General features: G+C 70.3%; 10 protein-coding genes. 7 read left to right on the top strand and 3 right to left on the bottom strand.

What is annotated here, in order from left to right; all coding sequences use genetic code 11:
- Positions 1–28 precede the first annotated feature (28 nt).
- A complete protein-coding gene (glnE, locus tag AC4BAR_RS11910) occupies positions 29–2773 on the bottom strand; it encodes a bifunctional [glutamate--ammonia ligase]-adenylyl-L-tyrosine phosphorylase/[glutamate--ammonia-ligase] adenylyltransferase (protein WP_490628084.1) in 2745 nt (914 codons plus the stop codon).
- 92 nt (positions 2774–2865) lie between these two features.
- Between glnE and AC4BAR_RS11905 the strand changes: the two genes are divergently transcribed.
- Genes AC4BAR_RS11905 through AC4BAR_RS11890 form a run of 4 tightly spaced genes read left to right on the top strand, consistent with a single transcriptional unit; the run spans position 2866 to position 10383 of the window.
- Positions 2866–6918, top strand: coding sequence for a YhdP family protein (locus tag AC4BAR_RS11905; protein ID WP_490628083.1), 4053 nt, complete (start codon positions 2866–2868; stop codon positions 6916–6918).
- Positions 6915–7739, top strand: a complete 825-nt coding sequence (locus AC4BAR_RS11900) for a carbon-nitrogen hydrolase family protein (protein WP_490628082.1) — start codon at positions 6915–6917, stop codon at positions 7737–7739. The genes AC4BAR_RS11905 and AC4BAR_RS11900 overlap by 4 nt, the downstream gene beginning before the upstream one ends.
- Positions 7739–9742, top strand: a complete 2004-nt coding sequence (locus AC4BAR_RS11895; RefSeq protein ID WP_490628081.1) for a sensor histidine kinase — start codon at positions 7739–7741, stop codon at positions 9740–9742. Before AC4BAR_RS11900 ends, AC4BAR_RS11895 begins: the two co-directional genes overlap by 1 nt.
- The gene (locus tag AC4BAR_RS11890) at positions 9739–10383 is read left to right on the top strand and encodes a response regulator transcription factor (protein ID WP_490628080.1); all 645 of its coding nucleotides are present in this window, start codon (positions 9739–9741) and stop codon (positions 10381–10383) included. Before AC4BAR_RS11895 ends, AC4BAR_RS11890 begins: the two co-directional genes overlap by 4 nt.
- A gap of 22 nt (positions 10384–10405) precedes the next feature.
- On the opposite strand, the gene AC4BAR_RS11885 is transcribed toward AC4BAR_RS11890, so the two are convergent.
- Complete coding sequence (locus AC4BAR_RS11885; RefSeq protein WP_490628079.1) at positions 10406–10549, bottom strand: hypothetical protein; 144 nt, start codon at positions 10547–10549, stop codon at positions 10406–10408.
- Here AC4BAR_RS11885 and mltA point away from each other — a divergent pair.
- The 3 genes from mltA (at position 10482) to fghA (ending at position 13849) form a co-directional block, all read left to right on the top strand.
- A complete protein-coding gene (gene mltA, locus AC4BAR_RS11880; RefSeq protein ID WP_490628078.1) occupies positions 10482–11732 on the top strand; it encodes a murein transglycosylase A in 1251 nt (416 codons plus the stop codon). The two genes, AC4BAR_RS11885 and mltA, sit on opposite strands and share 68 nt — an antisense overlap.
- Before the next feature lie 112 nt (positions 11733–11844).
- On the top strand, positions 11845–12963 hold the full coding sequence (locus AC4BAR_RS11875) for an S-(hydroxymethyl)glutathione dehydrogenase/class III alcohol dehydrogenase (protein WP_490628077.1): 1119 nt from the start codon (positions 11845–11847) through the stop codon (positions 12961–12963).
- Positions 12964–12976: 13 nt separating this feature from the next.
- On the top strand, positions 12977–13849 hold the full coding sequence (fghA, locus tag AC4BAR_RS11870) for an S-formylglutathione hydrolase (RefSeq protein ID WP_490628076.1): 873 nt from the start codon (positions 12977–12979) through the stop codon (positions 13847–13849).
- A gap of 67 nt (positions 13850–13916) precedes the next feature.
- On the opposite strand, the gene AC4BAR_RS11865 is transcribed toward fghA, so the two are convergent.
- The gene (locus AC4BAR_RS11865; protein ID WP_490628075.1) at positions 13917–16238 is read right to left on the bottom strand and encodes a PhoX family protein; all 2322 of its coding nucleotides are present in this window, start codon (positions 16236–16238) and stop codon (positions 13917–13919) included.
- Between the last annotated feature and the right edge of the window lie 59 nt (positions 16239–16297).

Raw genomic sequence — 16297 nt, 5'->3', positions numbered from 1 at the left:
GTCGGCCGCCGCTGTCGCGGTCGGTGCCTCACACCCCCATGGCCGCGTGCCACAAGGCCTGGATGGCCGCCCGCTGGCTGGCCACCGAGTCCGGCGCCACCTCGGCAGGCGCCTCGTTGAGCCGGGCCGCGTGCTGCATGCGCCGCAGGTCGCGGTAGGCGTCGGCCGCCGCCTGGCCCACCCCGGTGGGCAGCAGCCCACATTGCTCGGCCCGCTGCATCAGCGCGATGTTGCCCACGTTCGGCAGCAGCGCCGGGTGCTGAGCGGCGCTGGACAGCAACAGAAACTGCACCGCAAACTCCGCGTCCACCATGCCGCCGGGGCTGTACTTCACGTCGAACTGCTGGCCCCTGACCGGGTGGGCCGCCAGTACCTTGTCGCGCATGGCGACGATCTCGGTGGCCAGCGCGGACCGCTCGCGCGGCGCGGTGATGACGTTCTCGCGCACCGCATCGAAGCGTTCGCGCAGGGTGTCGCTGCCCAGCACGAAACGGGCGCGCGTCATGGCCTGGTGTTCCCAGGTCCAGGCGGTGTTGCTGCCGCGCCGCTGCTGGTAGTTGGCATAGGCCTGGAAGGTGGTGACCAGCAGGCCCGAGCTGCCGTTGGGCCGCAGCGCGGTGTCGATTTCGTACAGGTCGCCCTCGGCGGTTTTCACGCTCAGCCAGTTGATCAGTTTGCGCACCAGTGCCGCATAGGCCTCGGGCGCACGCTCGTCCTCGTCTTCGTAAACAAACACGATGTCGAGGTCGCTGCCGTAGCCCAGCTCCTTGCCGCCCAGCTTGCCGTAGCCAATGATGGCAAACGGCGGCTCAAAGCCCGGCTCGGTGCGGTGCTTGTTGCGCAGCCGCTGCCAGCACCAGCGGGTGGTGGTGCGCAGAATGCTGTCGGCCAGCGCACTCAGGTCGTCGGCCACCTGCTCCACCGTGATGCGGCCTTCGACGTCGCGCGCCAGGGTGCGGAAGACCTCGGCGTGGTGGGCCCGGCGCAGCAGATTCATCAGGGTCTCTTCGTCGTCCTCGTTGGTCGACTGCAGCGCGGCCAGCCGGCGCGCCAGCTCGCCCTCGAAGTCGCTGGCGCTGAAGCGCTCGGACAGCATGTCGGCGCTGGCCAGCTCGTCGATCACCCCGGGGTGCTGCATCAGGTAGCGTGCCGGCCATTTGGCCGCGCCCAGCAGCCGCAGCAGCCGCTCGTGCACCGAGGGGCGCTCCAGCAGCAAAGCCAAATAGCTTTCGCGGCGCAGCAGCGGCTCTATCCAGTCGGCGATGCGCACCGCCGCGGCCTCACTGACCTTGCCCTCGCGCAGCCACTGGCCGGTGCGTTGCACCAGCCGCACCAGCCGTTGCCTGGTCTCCTCGCGCAGCGCCAGCACCCGGGGGTGGGCGCTCCACAAGGCCACCCGTTCGCGAAAACCATCGGGCAGCTGGGCCAGCAGGTCGGCCAGCTCGGGCAGGGCGGCGCTGCCGTCTTTTTTGCAGCCCTTGCATTCCGGCTTGCCGGCGCCGGCCAGCAGGCGGTCGAACTCCTGGGCGACCAGCTCGCGGTGGGCATCAAGCTCGGTCAGAAAGGGGCAGCAGCTGGCATAGCCCATGGTCTGGGCGATCCAGTGCAGGTCGTCGTCGCGGGTGGGCAGCACATGGGTCTGCTGGTCGTCCAGGTACTGGATGCGGTGCTCGACCCGGCGCAAAAACACATAGGCCCGGGCCAGGGCCTCGGCGGTCTCGACCGGCATCAGCCCGGCCCGGCTGACCCGCTGCAGCGCGTCCAGCGTGGGCCGGGTGCGCAGCTCGGGGAACTGGCCGCCGCGCACCACCTGCAGCAGCTGCACGGTGAACTCGATTTCGCGGATGCCGCCACGCGACAGCTTCACGTCGTTGGCCCGTTCCGGGTGGCCGGCGGCCCTCTGGGCGGCCTGGCTGCGGATCTGCTGGTGCAGGCTGCGCAGCGAATCGAAAACGCTGTAGTCCAGGTAGCGGCGGAACACAAAGGGCAGCACCACGCCGCGCAAGGCCGTGGCGGTGGCCTCGTCGATGGGCCCGCCCGAGGCCACGACCCGGCTCTTGAGCCAGGCAAAACGCTCCCATTCGCGGCCCTGGACCAGGAAATACTCTTCCAGCGCGTCCAGCGACACCGCCGGTGGGCCGGAGTTGCCATTGGGCCGCAGCGCCAGGTCGACGCGGAACACAAAGCCGTGCTCGGTGGTGTCGCCCACCAGCGCATGGAGCTGCCGCACCATCTTGCCGAAGTACTCGTGGTTGCTGATGCGGCCGCGGCCCTCGGCGCTGCCAGTGGTCTCACCGTCCTCGTCGTAGACGTAGATCAGATCGATGTCGCTGGACACGTTGAGCTCGCGTGCGCCCAGCTTGCCCATGCCCACCACCCACAGCTGGGCGCGCTGGCCGTCGGCCCGCAGCGGCCTGCCGTGCACCGCGTCGAGCTCGCGCTGCGACTCGGCGCAGGCTTCCTGCAGGGCCAGCTCGGCCAGCTCGGTCACGCCGCGGGTGATGACGGCCAGCTCGGCCTGCTCGTCACAGTCCAGCGTGGCCAGCCGTTCCATCACCAGCTGGCGCAGCACCCGCAGCGCGGTGCCCAGCGCGGGATGGTCGGTGCGCAGCGTGGCCAGCGCGGCCTGCATGGTGGCCAGCACCGGCGGGCCCGGCGGCAGGGCGGCAAAGTGGTCGGCGTAGCGGCGCCGCAGGCGCTGCACAAAGCGGGCATGGGCCGACGGCGGCGACGCCAGCGTCAGCGGAGTGGAAAGCGAGGGGGTGGGTGCCATGCCGGAATGGGTTCTTGTCACAATGCTTCACCGTCGGGAGACGCGTCCGCGGGGTCGCTGCGGGTCATAATTCGCGCCACATTCCGGCTTTGATGAACGTCTTCTCAACACTGTTGTCCCGTCACCTCAAGCCCCTTTCGCGGGCGGTGCAGATTCTGGCCGGTTTGGTGCTGACCGCATGGGGGGTGTTGGCGCTCGGCTGGATCGTGCTTCACCAAGTGATTGTGCCGCGAATCGGCGAATTCCGTCCGCTGCTCGAAGCGCGCGCCACCCAGGTGCTGGGCGTGCCGGTGCGCATCGGTGCGGTGGTGGCCCAGTCCACCGGCCTGCTGCCCACCATCGAGCTGCGCGACGTGGCCTTGATCGACGAGCAGGGCCGCACCGCGCTGGCCCTGCCGCGGGTGCTGGCGGTGTTGTCCCCTCGGGCCTTGTGGAATTACGGCTTTGAGCAGGTGGTGATCGAGCAGCCCGGGCTGGACATCCGCCGCAACGCGGCCGGCCACATCACCGTGGCCGGGCTGGACATGGCCCGCGGTGCCGAGGCCGACGCCGGCGCCGCCGACTGGTTTTTCTCCCAGACCGAGTTCATCATCCGCGGCGGCACGGTGCGCTGGACCGACGAGCTGCGCCGCGACGCCCCCACCGTCACGCTGGACCAGGTGGACTTCGTCATGCGCAACACCCTGCGCCGCCACCAGCTGCGGCTGGACGCCACACCGCCGCCGGCCTGGGGTGAGCGTTTCAGCGTGCGTGGCGCCTTCTCCGAGCCGCTGTGGCTGGTCAGCCCCGACCGCTGGCGCGGCTGGCGCGGCCAGGCCTATGTGGAATTCCCCAAGGTCGATGTGGCCCAGCTGCGCCGCCATGCCGACCTCGGCCTGGACCTGGTGTCCGGCCAGGGCACGCTGCGGGCCTGGGTGGACCTGGACCAGGCCCGCATCACCGGCGGCGTGGCCGACCTGGCGCTGGCCGACGTCGACGCCCGGCTGGGCCGGCACCTGCCGGCGCTGGCCTTGCGCTCGGTCACCGGCCGGCTGGGCGGCCGGCTGCAGACCGACGGCTTTGAGCTGTTCACCCAGGGCCTGCAGTTCCGCACCAGCGACGGCCTGGTCTGGCCCGGCGGCAACGCCAGCCTGCGCTACAGCGAGGCCAGCGGCAACCGGTCGGCGCAAGGCCAGTTCAGCGGCGACACCCTCGATCTGGCGGCCTTGGCCGACATCGGCCAGCGCCTGCCGTTGGGCAAGGAGGCCCATGCCGCCCTCACCGCCTACGCGCCCACCGGCGTGGTCGAGACGGTGCAGGCCCAATGGCAGGGCAGCCTGCCCCAGCTCAAGCAGCTGCAGGCCAGTGGCAAGGTGCGTGGCCTGGGCCTGGCGCCCGAGGTGCTGCCAGCGTCGGCGTCTCCCTCCACCTCGCCGGTGCTGGGCCGGCCGGGCCTGCAGGGTGCCCAACTGAGTTTCGAGCTGACCCACACCGGCGGCCAGGCCAGCCTGCGCATGGACGGCGGCTGGCTGGACTTTCCCGGCGTGTTTGAAGAAGCCCGCGTGCCTTTCGACCGGCTCGCTGCCGATGTCAACTGGCGGCTGGACGGCCCCCGCATTGCGCTGCAGGTGGCGCAGCTGAACTTCGCCAACGCCGACACCGAGGGCCAGGCCCAGGCCCGTTGGCAGACCGGCGAGGGCGCTCAGCCGCGTTTCCCCGGCGTGCTGGACCTGCAGGGCAGCCTGAGCCGGGCCGACGCCACCCGGGTCCACCGCTACCTGCCGCTGGGCATTCCCAAGCCGGTGCGCGACTATGTGCGCGAGGCCATCAGCCAAGGCCGCGCCAGCGCGGTGAGCTTCAAGGCCCGCGGCGCCATCCACGACATGCCGGCCCGCGACGACGCCGCCGGCGAATTCCGCATCGCCGCCCAGCTGCAGGACGTGGTCTACGACTACGTGCCGCCGTCGCTGGCCGGTGCCGACGGCGCGCGCTGGCCGGCGCTGACCCAGCTTCGCGGCGAGCTGGTGTTTGACCATGCCAGCATGGCCGTCAACAAGGCCCGCGCCCGTTTTGCCGGTGCCCCCAACCTGGAGCTGCAGGGCATCGAGGCGCGGATTCCCGACCTCGGCCACCAGCCGGTGGTGGCGGTCAGCACCGGTGCCCGCGGTTCGGTGGGTGAGCTGCTGGGCCTGGTTAAAACCTCGCCGCTGAACCGCATGACCAGCCAGGCCCTGGCCCGCGCCACCGCCTCGGGCAATGCCGACTACAAACTGAAGCTGACGCTGCCGCTGAACAGCCTGCAGGAGTCCAAAGTCCAGGGCAGCGTGGTGCTGGCCGGCAGCGAATTGCAGGTCACGCCGGACACGCCGGTGTTGTCCAAACTGCAGGGGGTGCTGAACTTCAGCGACACCGGCTTCACCGTGCCACAAGCCCAGGCCCGCATGCTGGGCGGCGACATCCGTTTCGAAGGCGGCCTGACCCAGCCCGCCAACCGGCCGGCCGCGCCCGAGGCCGTGCTGCAGTTCCGCGGCCAGGGCACGGTCAGCGCCGAGGGCCTGCGCCAGGCCAGCGAGCTGGGCCCGCTGGCCAAGCTGGCCCAGCAGCTCAGCGGCAGCACCAGCTACAGCGCGGTGTTCGGTGTGCGCCGCGGCCGGCCCGAGCTCAACATCACCAGCAACCTGCAAGGCCTGGCCAGCAACCTGCCACCGCCTTTCACCAAGCCGGCAGAGAGCAGCTTGCCCGTGCGGTTTGACAGCGCGCTGCAGCGCGAGTCCATGGCGCCCGGCCAGCTGCTGCGCGACCAGTTGAGCCTGGAGATCGGCTCGCTCGCCTCGGCCCGCTACCTGCGTGATGTGTCGGGGCCTGAGCCGGTGGTGATGCGCGGCAGCCTGGGGGTGGGCCTGGCGGCGGGCGAGCTGCCGTTGGCCGAGGACGGCACGGTGGCGGCCAAGCTGCAGCTCGACACGCTGGACGTCGCGGCCTGGGAGCGGCTGGCGACCTCGGTGGCCGGCCCCGCCACGGCGTCGGCCGGCAGCGAGGGCGCGGCCTATGTGCCGGAGACGGTGGCGCTGCGCGCCAAGACCTTGCTGCTGGAGGGCCAGCGGCTCAACAACCTGGTGGTGGGCGGCTCGCGCGAGGGCGGCGTCTGGCGCGCCAATGTGGACGCGGCCGAACTGAACGGCTATGTCGAATACCGGCCCTCGGGCGGCCGGGCGGCCGGCCGGGTCTATGCGCGGCTGGCGCGGCTGAAGATGGCGTCGGCCGTGGCCAGCGAGGTGGAACAAATCCTGGACCGCCAGCCCCGCAGCATCCCTGCGCTGGACGTCGTGGTGGACGACCTGGAGCTGCAGGGCCGCAAGCTGGGCCGGGTGCAGGTCGATGCGGTCAATGTGGTGCGCGACAGCGGCGGCCGGGAGTGGCAGCTGCGCGAACTGAGCATCGCCGTGCCCGAGGCCACCCTCACCGCCCGCGGCAGCTGGGCGGCCAGTGGGCCCCGCAGCGGCGCGGCCCGGGCCGACCGGCGCGAGACCCGCATGGTCTTCACGCTGGACGTGGCCGATGCCGGCGAGCTGCTCAAGCGCTTCGGCATGCCCGGGGTGTTGCAGCGTGGCAAGGGCCAGCTGGAGGGCCAGGTGGCCTGGATGGGTTCACCGCAGTCCATCGACTACCCCAGCCTGGGCGGCGAGTTGAACCTGCGCATGGAATCCGGCCAGTTTCTGAAGGCCGACCCCGGCCTGGCCAAGCTGCTGGGGGTGCTCAGCCTGCAGTCGCTGCCGCGCCGGCTGACGCTGGATTTCCGCGACGTCTTCAGCGACGGTTTTGCCTACGACTTCATCCGTGGCGACGTGCGCATCAACCAGGGCGTGGCCACCACCAACAACCTGCAGATGAAGGGCGTCAACGCCGCCGTGCTGATGGAAGGCACGGCCGACATCGACAAGGAAACCCAGGACATCAAGGCGGTGGTGGTTCCGGAGATCAACGCCGGCACCGCCTCGCTGGTGGCCGCCGTCATCAACCCGGCGGTGGGCATAGGCACTTTCCTGGCCCAGGTGTTTCTGCGCCAGCCGGTCATCGAGGCGGCGACGCAGGAGTTCCACATCGAAGGCCGTTGGGACGACCCCAAGATCACCAAGGTCGACCGCAAACCCCGGGTGGCGCCATGAGGGTCGCGGCCTTGCAGATGGTGTCGGGCACCGGCCTGCAGGCCAACCTGGCAGCGGCTGGCGCGCTCTTGGCCGAGGCCGCTGCGGCCGGCGCCGAGCTGGCCTTGCTGCCCGAGCACTTTGCGCTGCTGGGCCAGCGCGACACCGACAAGCTGGCGATTGCCGAGCCCTATGCACCCACCCGGTCGGCCGACGGCAGTGCCATCCAGGCCTTTTTGCAGAACGCAGCCCAGGCCCACGGCCTGTGGCTGGTGGGCGGCTCCATCCCGCTGACCACCAGCGAGCCGGACAAGGCCCACAACACCACGCTGGTCTACAACCCGCAAGGGGCTTGTGTGGCGCGCTACGACAAGGTGCATTTGTTCAACTTCGACAACGGCCGCGAGCGCCACGACGAGGCCCGCACGCTGGTGGCCGGCCGCGAGCCGGTGGCGTTTGATTTGCCGTCGCGCGACGGCCAGGTCTGGCGGGTCGGCTTGAGCATTTGCTACGACCTGCGTTTTCCCGAGCTGTACCGGGCCCTGGCGGCCGACCTGCTGCTGGTGCCCAGCGCCTTCACCCACACCACCGGCCAGGCCCATTGGGAGGTGCTGCTGCGCGCCCGCGCCATCGAGAACCAGGCCTATGTGTTGGCGGCCGCCCAAGGCGGCCGCCACGAGAACGGCCGCCACACCTGGGGCCACAGCCTGCTGGCCGACCCCTGGGGCGTGTTGGTGGCGCAGCGGCCCGAGGGCCCGGGCGTGGTGCTGGGCGATTGCGAGCCGCAGCGTCTGGCCGAGGTGCGACGCCAGCTGCCGGCCTTGCGCCACCGGGTGTTCTGATGCCCAGCGCCCGCCCGGCCGACCGTCCCGCCCCGCGCTGGGGTTTGTGGGTCTGGCTGGTGGGTTTGGTGGCGGTGGTGTTGGCCACGCTGATCTGGCTGGCCGGGCGCTACGAGATCGCCCGCGAACAGGCCCGGCTGGAAGACGACCTGAGCCAGGTGGTGTCGGAATTGCACAGCCTGCTGGCGCGCGACCTGCAAGGCCTGCAGGCCTTGCATTTCGGCCAGCCCACGGCCGGTGCCTGGGGCCAGGACGCGGCCGAGATGCTGCGCCAGCACCGCGAGCTGTGGCGGCTGGATTGGCGCGACGCCGCGCTGGCCCCGCTGGCCGCGGTCGATTCCCCCTACCGCGCGCCCCTGTCCGACAAGCCCTGGCCCACCGCGCTGCCGGCCGAGGCCGAGCAGGCCTGCGCCGCGGCCCGCCGGCTGGGCAGCCCGGTCTACGGCGCCAGCCATTTCGTGGCCCAGGCCGATGGCCTGGGGGTGGAGGTGATGGCCTTGTGTGTGCCGCTGCTGCGCCATGGCCAGCTGAGTGGCCACCTGGTGGCCACGTTGGGCCTGCAAAGCCTGCTGGCCGAGCTGCCCACGCTGCCGCAAACGGCCGGGCGCTGGCTGTCTTTCCTGGAGCCTGACGGTTCCCGACTGGCCGTCACCGGCCAGCCGCTGCGCAGCGGCCGGGCCTACACCGCGCAGAGCCTGTTCGACCTGCCGGGCAACACCCTGGTGCTGCGGCTGGACAGCTGGCGCGGGGCACCCGCACTGCTGCCCAATGTGCTGACCGCGATGGCCGTGGCTTTGTCGCTGGCCCTGCTGGCGGTGCTGGCGCTGCTGGCCCGCGACACGCGCCGGCGCCAGGCGGCCGAGCAGGGCCTGGCCGACGCGCTGGCCTTTCGCAAGGCCATGGAGGATTCGCTGGTCACCGGCCTGCGAGCCCGCGACCTGCAAGGCCGCATCACCTACGTCAACCCGGCCTTTTGCGTCATGGTGGGCTTCGAGCCTGCCGAGCTGCTGGGCAGCCTGGCGCCGGCGCCCTACTGGCCGGTGGAGCAGGTGGCGGCCTACCAGCAGCGCCAGGCGGTGCGGCTGGCCGGCCAGCTGCCGCCGCGCGAGGGCTTCGAGTCGGTCTTCATGCACAAGGACGGCCGGCGTTTCCCGGTGCTGGTGATCGAGGCACCGCTGATCGACGCCCAGGGCCAGCAAACCGGCTGGATGAGTGCCTGTGTGGACCTGAGCGAGCAGCGCCGCGCCGAGGCCTTGTCGCGCGCCAGCCAGGAGCGGCTGCAGGCCACCGCCCGGCTGGCCACGCTGGGTGAGATGGCTTCGCTGCTGAGCCATGAGCTGAACCAGCCGCTGGCGGCGATTGCCAGCTACGCCAGCGGCTCGCTGAACCTGCTGCAATCGCCCGCGCCGCCGCCCGACCGGCAAGGCTTTCTGAGCGAGGCCATGGTGCGCATCGCCGAGCAGGCCGAGCGGGCCGGCCGCACCATCAAGAGCGTGCACGACTTCGTGCGCCGCAGCACGCCGGTGCGCGAGGCGGTGGCGCCGCGCAGCCTGTTCGACGCGGTGCTGCCGCTGGTGGGCCTGCAGGCCCGCCAGCACGGCGTGGCGGTGCAGGTGGACTGCGCGACCGAGCTGCCGCCGGTGCTGTGCGACCGCACGCTGGTGGAGCAGGTGCTGCTCAACCTCAGCCGCAACGGCCTGCAGGCCATGGCCGAGCCCACGCCCGGGCTGGCGATGGTGCTGAGTCTGGCCGCGGCGCTGGAATCTGGTGCCGAGGGCGCAGCGCCTCGGGTGGTGTTCAGCGTGGCCGACCTGGGGCCCGGCATTTCCGATGCGGTGGCGGCCCAGCTGTTCACCCCCTTCTTCACCACCCGGCCCGATGGCATGGGGCTGGGCCTGAGCCTGTGCCGCACGGTGGTGGAGCAGCATGGCGGCACGCTCAGCCATGGGCCCCAAGCGCCGCGCGGTACGATCTTCCGGTTCTCTTTGCCCACCGTGCCATGAAGCCTGCCTCCGCCGCCACCGTGTTCATCGTCGACGACGATGGCGGCGCCCGCGATGCGCTGGCCTGGTTGCTGCGCACCCGCAGCGTGGCCAGCGAGGCCTTCGACAGCGCCGAGGCGTTTCAGCGCCTGGTGCTGCCGCGGCTGACCGGGGCCGGCCCCCGGCTGACCGGCCCCTGCTGCGCGGTGCTTGACGTGCGCATGCCGGGCCTCAGCGGGCTGGCGTTGTTTGACCATTTGCTGGCCGCCGGCGTGCTGGCCGAGATGCCGGTGATCTTTCTCAGCGGCCATGCCGACCTGCCCACCGCGGTGGACGCGGTGCGGCGCGGTGCCTTTGATTTTTGCGAAAAGCCGTTTTCCGACAACGCCCTGGTCGACCGCATTGAGCAGGCCTTGTCGGCGTCCGCACAGGCCCAGGCCCGGCGGCAGCAGCGCGAGGCGGTGTTGGCCCGGGTGGCCGAGCTGACCGAGCGCGAACGCGACGTGATGCGCTGCGTGGCCGAGGGCCTGTTGAACAAGCTGATCGCCGACCAGCTGGGCATCAGCGTGCGCACGGTGGAGGTGCACCGCTCCCGGGTCTTCGAGAAGCTGGGCGTGCGCTCGGCGGTGGAGCTGGTGAATTTGCTGCAGGGCCTGGGCTGAGGCCCAGGCCAGCGGTGGCGCTTCAGGCCGGCGGGTCTTGCGGGTCTTTGGAGGGGGTGCCGGCCGATGGCGGCTCACCGTTCTTGCGGCCCGAGAACATGGTCCACCAGACGATCAGCACCAGCAGGGCGCCGGCGGCCAGGGCTTCAAGCAAAATCAAGGTCATGAGCAACTTTCTCTGGCGGCCAATCGGCGCCCTGCTGTGGCGAGCGCTGATTGTAGGAACGCTGGCCGGCTGTGCCAGCGCGCCGCCCCCAGCGCCTGTGCGGCCTTTGCCACCTGCGCCCGCGGTGGCCGCGCCGCGTCCCGCGCCGGCCGACCCCGGTTTGGGTGAGCTGCCGCCGGTCTCGGGCAGCCCCATGGTGCGTGGCAAGAGCCGCTGGGTGCCGGTGCCCTGGACGGATTTGCCCGGCCTGGCCGACGACAACTACTTCGAGGCCTGGAACGCCTGGATCAAAAGCTGCGAACGCCCCGGCCCGACCTTTGCGCCGCTGTGCAGCGAGGTGCGCCAGCTCAGCATCGCCGACGAGGGCGCCCAGCGCCGCTGGATGCTGAACCGCCTGCAGCCCTACCGGGTCGAGGCCATGGACGGCAACGCCGAGGGCCTGCTGACCAGCTACTACGAACCGCTGCTGGTGGCGCGGCGCCAGCGCAGCGCCGAGTTCAGCATCCCGCTGTACCGGCCGCCGGCCGGGCTGGCCACCCGCAAGCCCTGGTACAGCCGGCAGGAAATCGACACCCAGGATGCGCCGCAGGCGGCGCTGCGAGGCCGCGAGATCGCCTGGCTGGCCGACCCGGTGGATGCCCTGCTGCTGCAGATCCAGGGTTCGGGCCGGCTGCAGCTGACCGAGGCCGACGGCCAGTCGCAGCTGGTGCGGCTGGCCTATGCGGCCACCAACGAGCAGCCTTACAAAAGCGTGGCCCGCTGGCTGATGGACCGCGGCGAGGTGCGCGAGGGTTCGTGGCGGGCCATCCGCGACTGGGCGGCGCGCAACCCGCAGCGGGTGCAGGAGCTGCTGTGGAGCAACCCCCGGGTGGTGTTTTTCCGCGAAGAGGCCTTGCCGGCCTTCGAGTCGGCCTTCGGCCCGCGCGGCGCCCAGGGCGTGGCGCTGACGCCGGGCCGCTCGATCGCGGTGGACCGCGACAGCATTCCCTATGGCACGCCGGTGTGGCTGGCCTCGCCCGGGCCGGTGCTGCGGCTGAACCGGTTGGTGTTGGCGCAGGACACCGGCGGCGCCATCGTCGGCGCGGTGCGGGCCGATTACTTCGCCGGCTGGGGCGACGAGGCCGGCGAGCTGGCGGCGCGGGTCAAGCAGCCGCTGCGGCTGTGGGCCCTGTGGCCACGCTGACGCCGCCAAGGGCCATCCGACCCGGGGCCAGCGCGGCGCGGCGGCTGGTCTTATAGTGCGGGCTCACTGCGGCCACGCCGTCTTCTTTCCGCCCTGAACACAAGGTCCACCGATGAAAACCAAAGCCGCCGTTGCCTGGCAAGCGGGCCAGCCCCTGACGATTGAAACCGTGGACCTGCAAGGCCCCAAGCTGGGCGAGGTGCTGGTGGAGATCAAGGCCACCGGCATCTGCCACACCGATTACTACACGCTCTCCGGCGCCGACCCCGAAGGCATCTTCCCAGCCATCCTGGGCCACGAGGGCGCGGGCGTGGTGGTCGACGTCGGCCCCGGCGTGACCAGCCTGAAAAAGGGCGACCATGTCATTCCGCTGTACACGCCGGAATGCCGCCAGTGCAAGTTCTGCCTGAGCCGCAAAACCAATCTGTGCCAGCTGATCCGCGGCACCCAGGGCAAGGGCCTGATGCCCGACGCCACCAGCCGCTTCAGCCTGGACGGCAAGCCGATCTTCCACTACATGGGCACCAGCACCTTCAGCAACTACACGGTGGCGCCGGAGATCTCGCTGGCCAAGATCCGCAGCGACGCACCGTTTGACAAGGTCTGTTACATCGGCTGCGGCGTCACCACCGGCATTGGCGCGGTGCTGTTCACCGCCAAGGTGGAGGCGGGCGCCAACGTGGTGGTGTTCGGCCTGGGCGGCATCGGCCTGAACGTGATCCAGGGCGCCAAGATGGTGGGCGCCGACAAGATCATCGGCGTCGACATCAACCCGGCCCGCGAGGCCATGGCGCGCCAGTTCGGCATGACGCATTTCCTGAACCCGAAGGACATCGAGGCCGCGGGCGGCAACATCGTCGACGCCATCGTTCAGCTCACCGACGGCGGTGCCGACTACAGCTTCGAGTGCATCGGCAACACCCAGATCATGCGCCAGGCGCTGGAATGCACCCACAAGGGCTGGGGCCGCAGCATCATCATCGGCGTGGCCGAGGCGGGGGCCGAAATCAGCACGCGGCCGTTCCAGCTCGTCACCGGTCGCAAATGGGAAGGCTCGGCCTTTGGCGGCGCACGTGGCCGCACCGACGTGCCCAAGATCGTTGACTGGTACATGGAAGGCAAGATCAACATCGATGATCTGATCACCCACACCATGCCGCTGGAAGACATCAACAAGGGCTTCGATCTGATGAAGCGCGGCGAGAGCATTCGCGGCGTGGTTCTGTTCTGAGCTGGAGAGGGCAGTGTTCATCAACTTGCTCAGCCAGCACGCCTGCTTCGGCGGTGTGCAGCGCTTCTACCAGCACGAGTCGCGCGAGATCGGTTTGCCGATGCGCTTCGGCGTGTTTCTGCCGCCGGCCGACAAGATCGCCGCCGCCGGTGGCCGGGTGCCGGCGCTGGTCTTCCTGGCTGGCCTGACCTGCAACGAGGAAACCTTTGCCATCAAGGCCGGCGCCCAGCGCTGGGCGGCCGAGGCCGGGCTGGCGCTGCTGATGCCCGACACCAGCCCGCGCGGCGCCCAGGCGCCGGGCGAGGCCGACAGCTGGGACTTTGGCCTGGCCGCTGGCTTTTACCTCGACGCCACCCAGGCCCCCTGGTCCACCCATTACCGGATGGACAGCTATGTCGTCCGCGAGCTGCTGGGGCTGATCGAACCCGAGTGTGAAGAGCTGCCCATCGACCCCGAGCGCATCGGCCTGATGGGCCATTCCATGGGTGGCCATGGCGCGCTGACGCTGGCGTTGCGGCACCCGGGCCGCTTCCAATCGCTGTCGGCGCTGGCGCCGATCTGTGCGCCCATGGACTGCCCTTGGGGCCAGAAGGCGTTTGCCGGCTACCTGGGGCCCGACCGCACGGCCTGGGCGGCGCACGACGCCAGCCGCTTGATGGCAGCGCAGGTCCGCGCCCCCTACCCGGGCGGCATCCTGATCGACCAGGGTCTGGACGACAAATTCCTGGCCGAGCAGCTGTACCCGCAGCGGCTCGAGGCGGCCTGTGCCCAGGTGGGCCAGCCGCTCACGCTGCGCCGCCATGCCGGTTACGACCACGGCTACTACTTCATCCAGAGCGTGATGGCCGACCACATCGCCCACCACGCGCGGCAGCTGGCGGCCTGAGCCACCCGGCCATGAAAAAAGCGGCGGGCCCTTCCGGGCGCCGCCGCTTTTGTTGGGGGCTGGGCTTTTACAGGCCGATGATGCCGCCGTCGTTTTTGGTGATCATCACCGTGGCTGAGCGCGGACGGGCGCTGGCACCGCCCGCACCGTAGGCCGCCACGCCGCCGCCGTTGCCGGGCCAGTGGCTCTCGTACTTGGTCGGGTCGCCGATGTTGGCCACGGCGGTGTTTTCACCCGGGTGCTGGATGTTGATGAACAGGGTCTTGCCGTCCGGCGTTTCGGCCACGCCGGTGACCTCGGCGCCCTTGGGTGCAACCAGGAAGCGGCGCAGCTTGGTGTCGCCCAGCTTCTTGCCCATGCGGGTGGCCACGCTGACGTCGGTGGTCACGGCCGCGTTGGGGCTGCCGTTGGCCTTGTTGACCACGGTCACTGCGCCGCCATCACCCAGCGTGCCGGGCAGGGCGGCCAGCAGCATGCAGTTGGTGACGTCGGTGTAGGTGTTGTCGTCGGTCTCTATCCACAGAATGCCGCTGGCGCGCGAGAACCAGCAGCCGTCGGGCTTGGACAGGTCGTTGGCATCCGTCAGGCCGGACAGGTTGACGTTGGCCTGGTAGTTGACGTCGTCCAGGCCGGTGTCGGCCTTGGCCTGGGCGCCGAACAAAAAGATGTCCCAGGCGAAGCTGGTGGCGGCGGCATCGTCGCCGGTTTCACGCAGCCGCATGATGTGGCCGTTGATGTTGCCCTTTTGTGGCGTGCTGCCCTTGTTGTCCAGCCAGTAGCGCGGGTTGGCCGCATCCGCCGCCGGGTTGGGGTTGTTGTTGCTGCTGGTGCCGGTGTTGCCGCGGTCCGGGTTCTCGGTGCAGGTGATGTAGACCTCGCCGGTCAGCGGGTTCACCGCGGTCCATTCCGGGCGGTCCATCTTGGTGGCGCCGGCGGCGTCGGCGGCGATGCGGGTGTGAACCAGCACCTCGGCCAGGCTGGCAAAGCCGAAGCTGGCACCGGCCACCGCGGCGTTGCTCAGGTCCAGCTTGAGCCAGCTGCCGGTGCCGTCGGCGTTGAACTTGGCGGCGTACAGCGTGCCGGTGTTCAGGTATTTGTCGCCGGCGTTCAGGCCGCCGGTGGAATCGGCGGCGCTCCAGTTGGCGGTGGAGACGAACTTGTAGATGTACTCGCCGCGCGAGTCGTCGCCCATGTAGAAGGCCAGCGGCTTGCCCACCACCGGGTTGCTGGGCCAGGCGCCTTCGTGGGCGAAGCGGCCCAGTGCTGTGCGCTTGCGCGGCACCGACAACGGGTCCAGCGGGTCGATCTCCACCACCCAGCCGAAGGTGTGGGCGGCGTTGCGGAAGTCGTCCGTGCCGTCGGTGGAGACACCGGTCTTGCTGGTGTTCCAGCGGCTGAACTCGGTGCTGCTGGGGTCGGCCGGCACCACGCTGGTCCAGCGGTTGTTGCCGGCGTTGCCCGGGCGCAGGCCCACGCGCAGAAAGCCGGCGTTTTCCTTGGCGGTGCGCACCGTGTCGTCACCGGTCACGCGCTGGAAATAGCCGGCCCAGTTTTCTTCGCAGGTCAGGTAGGTGCCCCAGGGTGTGTAGCCGTTGGCGCAGTTGTTGACGGTGCCGCGGGTCAGGCTGCCGGTGGGCGAGTAAACGGTTTTCACCAGGTCGGTGCCGTTCACCGGGCCGGTGATCGCCATCGGTGTGCGGGCGGTGATGCGGCGGTTGTAGCGCGAGCCCTTGTTGAGCGCGAAGGCGCCAGCGGTTTTCTGCAGCTCCACCACCGAGACGCCATGGGCCTCGATTTCTTTGAGGGCTTCGGCTTCGGGGCGGGCGCCGCTGCCGGCGTTGGTCTGGCCTGCGGGGTGCATGAAGACCACCGTGCCGGCGATGTTCTCGTGGTTCATCACCACCAGCGCGCGGTCGCTGCTGGTCGGGTCGTAGCGGGTGCCGTCTGCGCTCAGGCCGTAGTACTGGATGCCGTCGTGGTGGTCGCCGCTGCGGCGGGCGAAGTTGTCGTCTGTGCCGTCGTTCTTGTAGTCGGTCACGGCCGGGTCGATGCTGTCGCCGGTGGCGTACAGCACGGTGGCGGTGTAGCCGGCGGGCACGGTCACCTGGTCGGTCAGGGCCTTGGAGACGGCGGCAAAGCCCAGGGTCTTCTCGGGGGCCACCGGCGGAGCGGTGGGCGCGGGGGTGGCCGAGCCGCCACCGCCACAGGCCGACAAGGCCACGGCACTGAAGCCGGCGGTGGCCAGTGCACCCACGCCGCCCTTGAGCAGGTGGCGGCGGTGCAGGCGGGCGGCCATCACCTCGTGGATGGAGGCGTTGGCGCTGGCGTTGTTGTCCAGGTCATCGGGATCGATGAACGGGGCGTGAGGGGGCAGGGGGGAATGCGACATGGAAACTCCACAGTGGTGAACCCAGTGAAGTTAGGGGTGCGGCATGACAGGGGTGCGAC

It is taken from the genome of Rhodoferax sp. SPJ4 (assembly GCF_058216275.1).
Note: the sequence above shows the minus strand (reverse complement) of the source record. Positions and strands in the feature narration are given on the sequence as shown.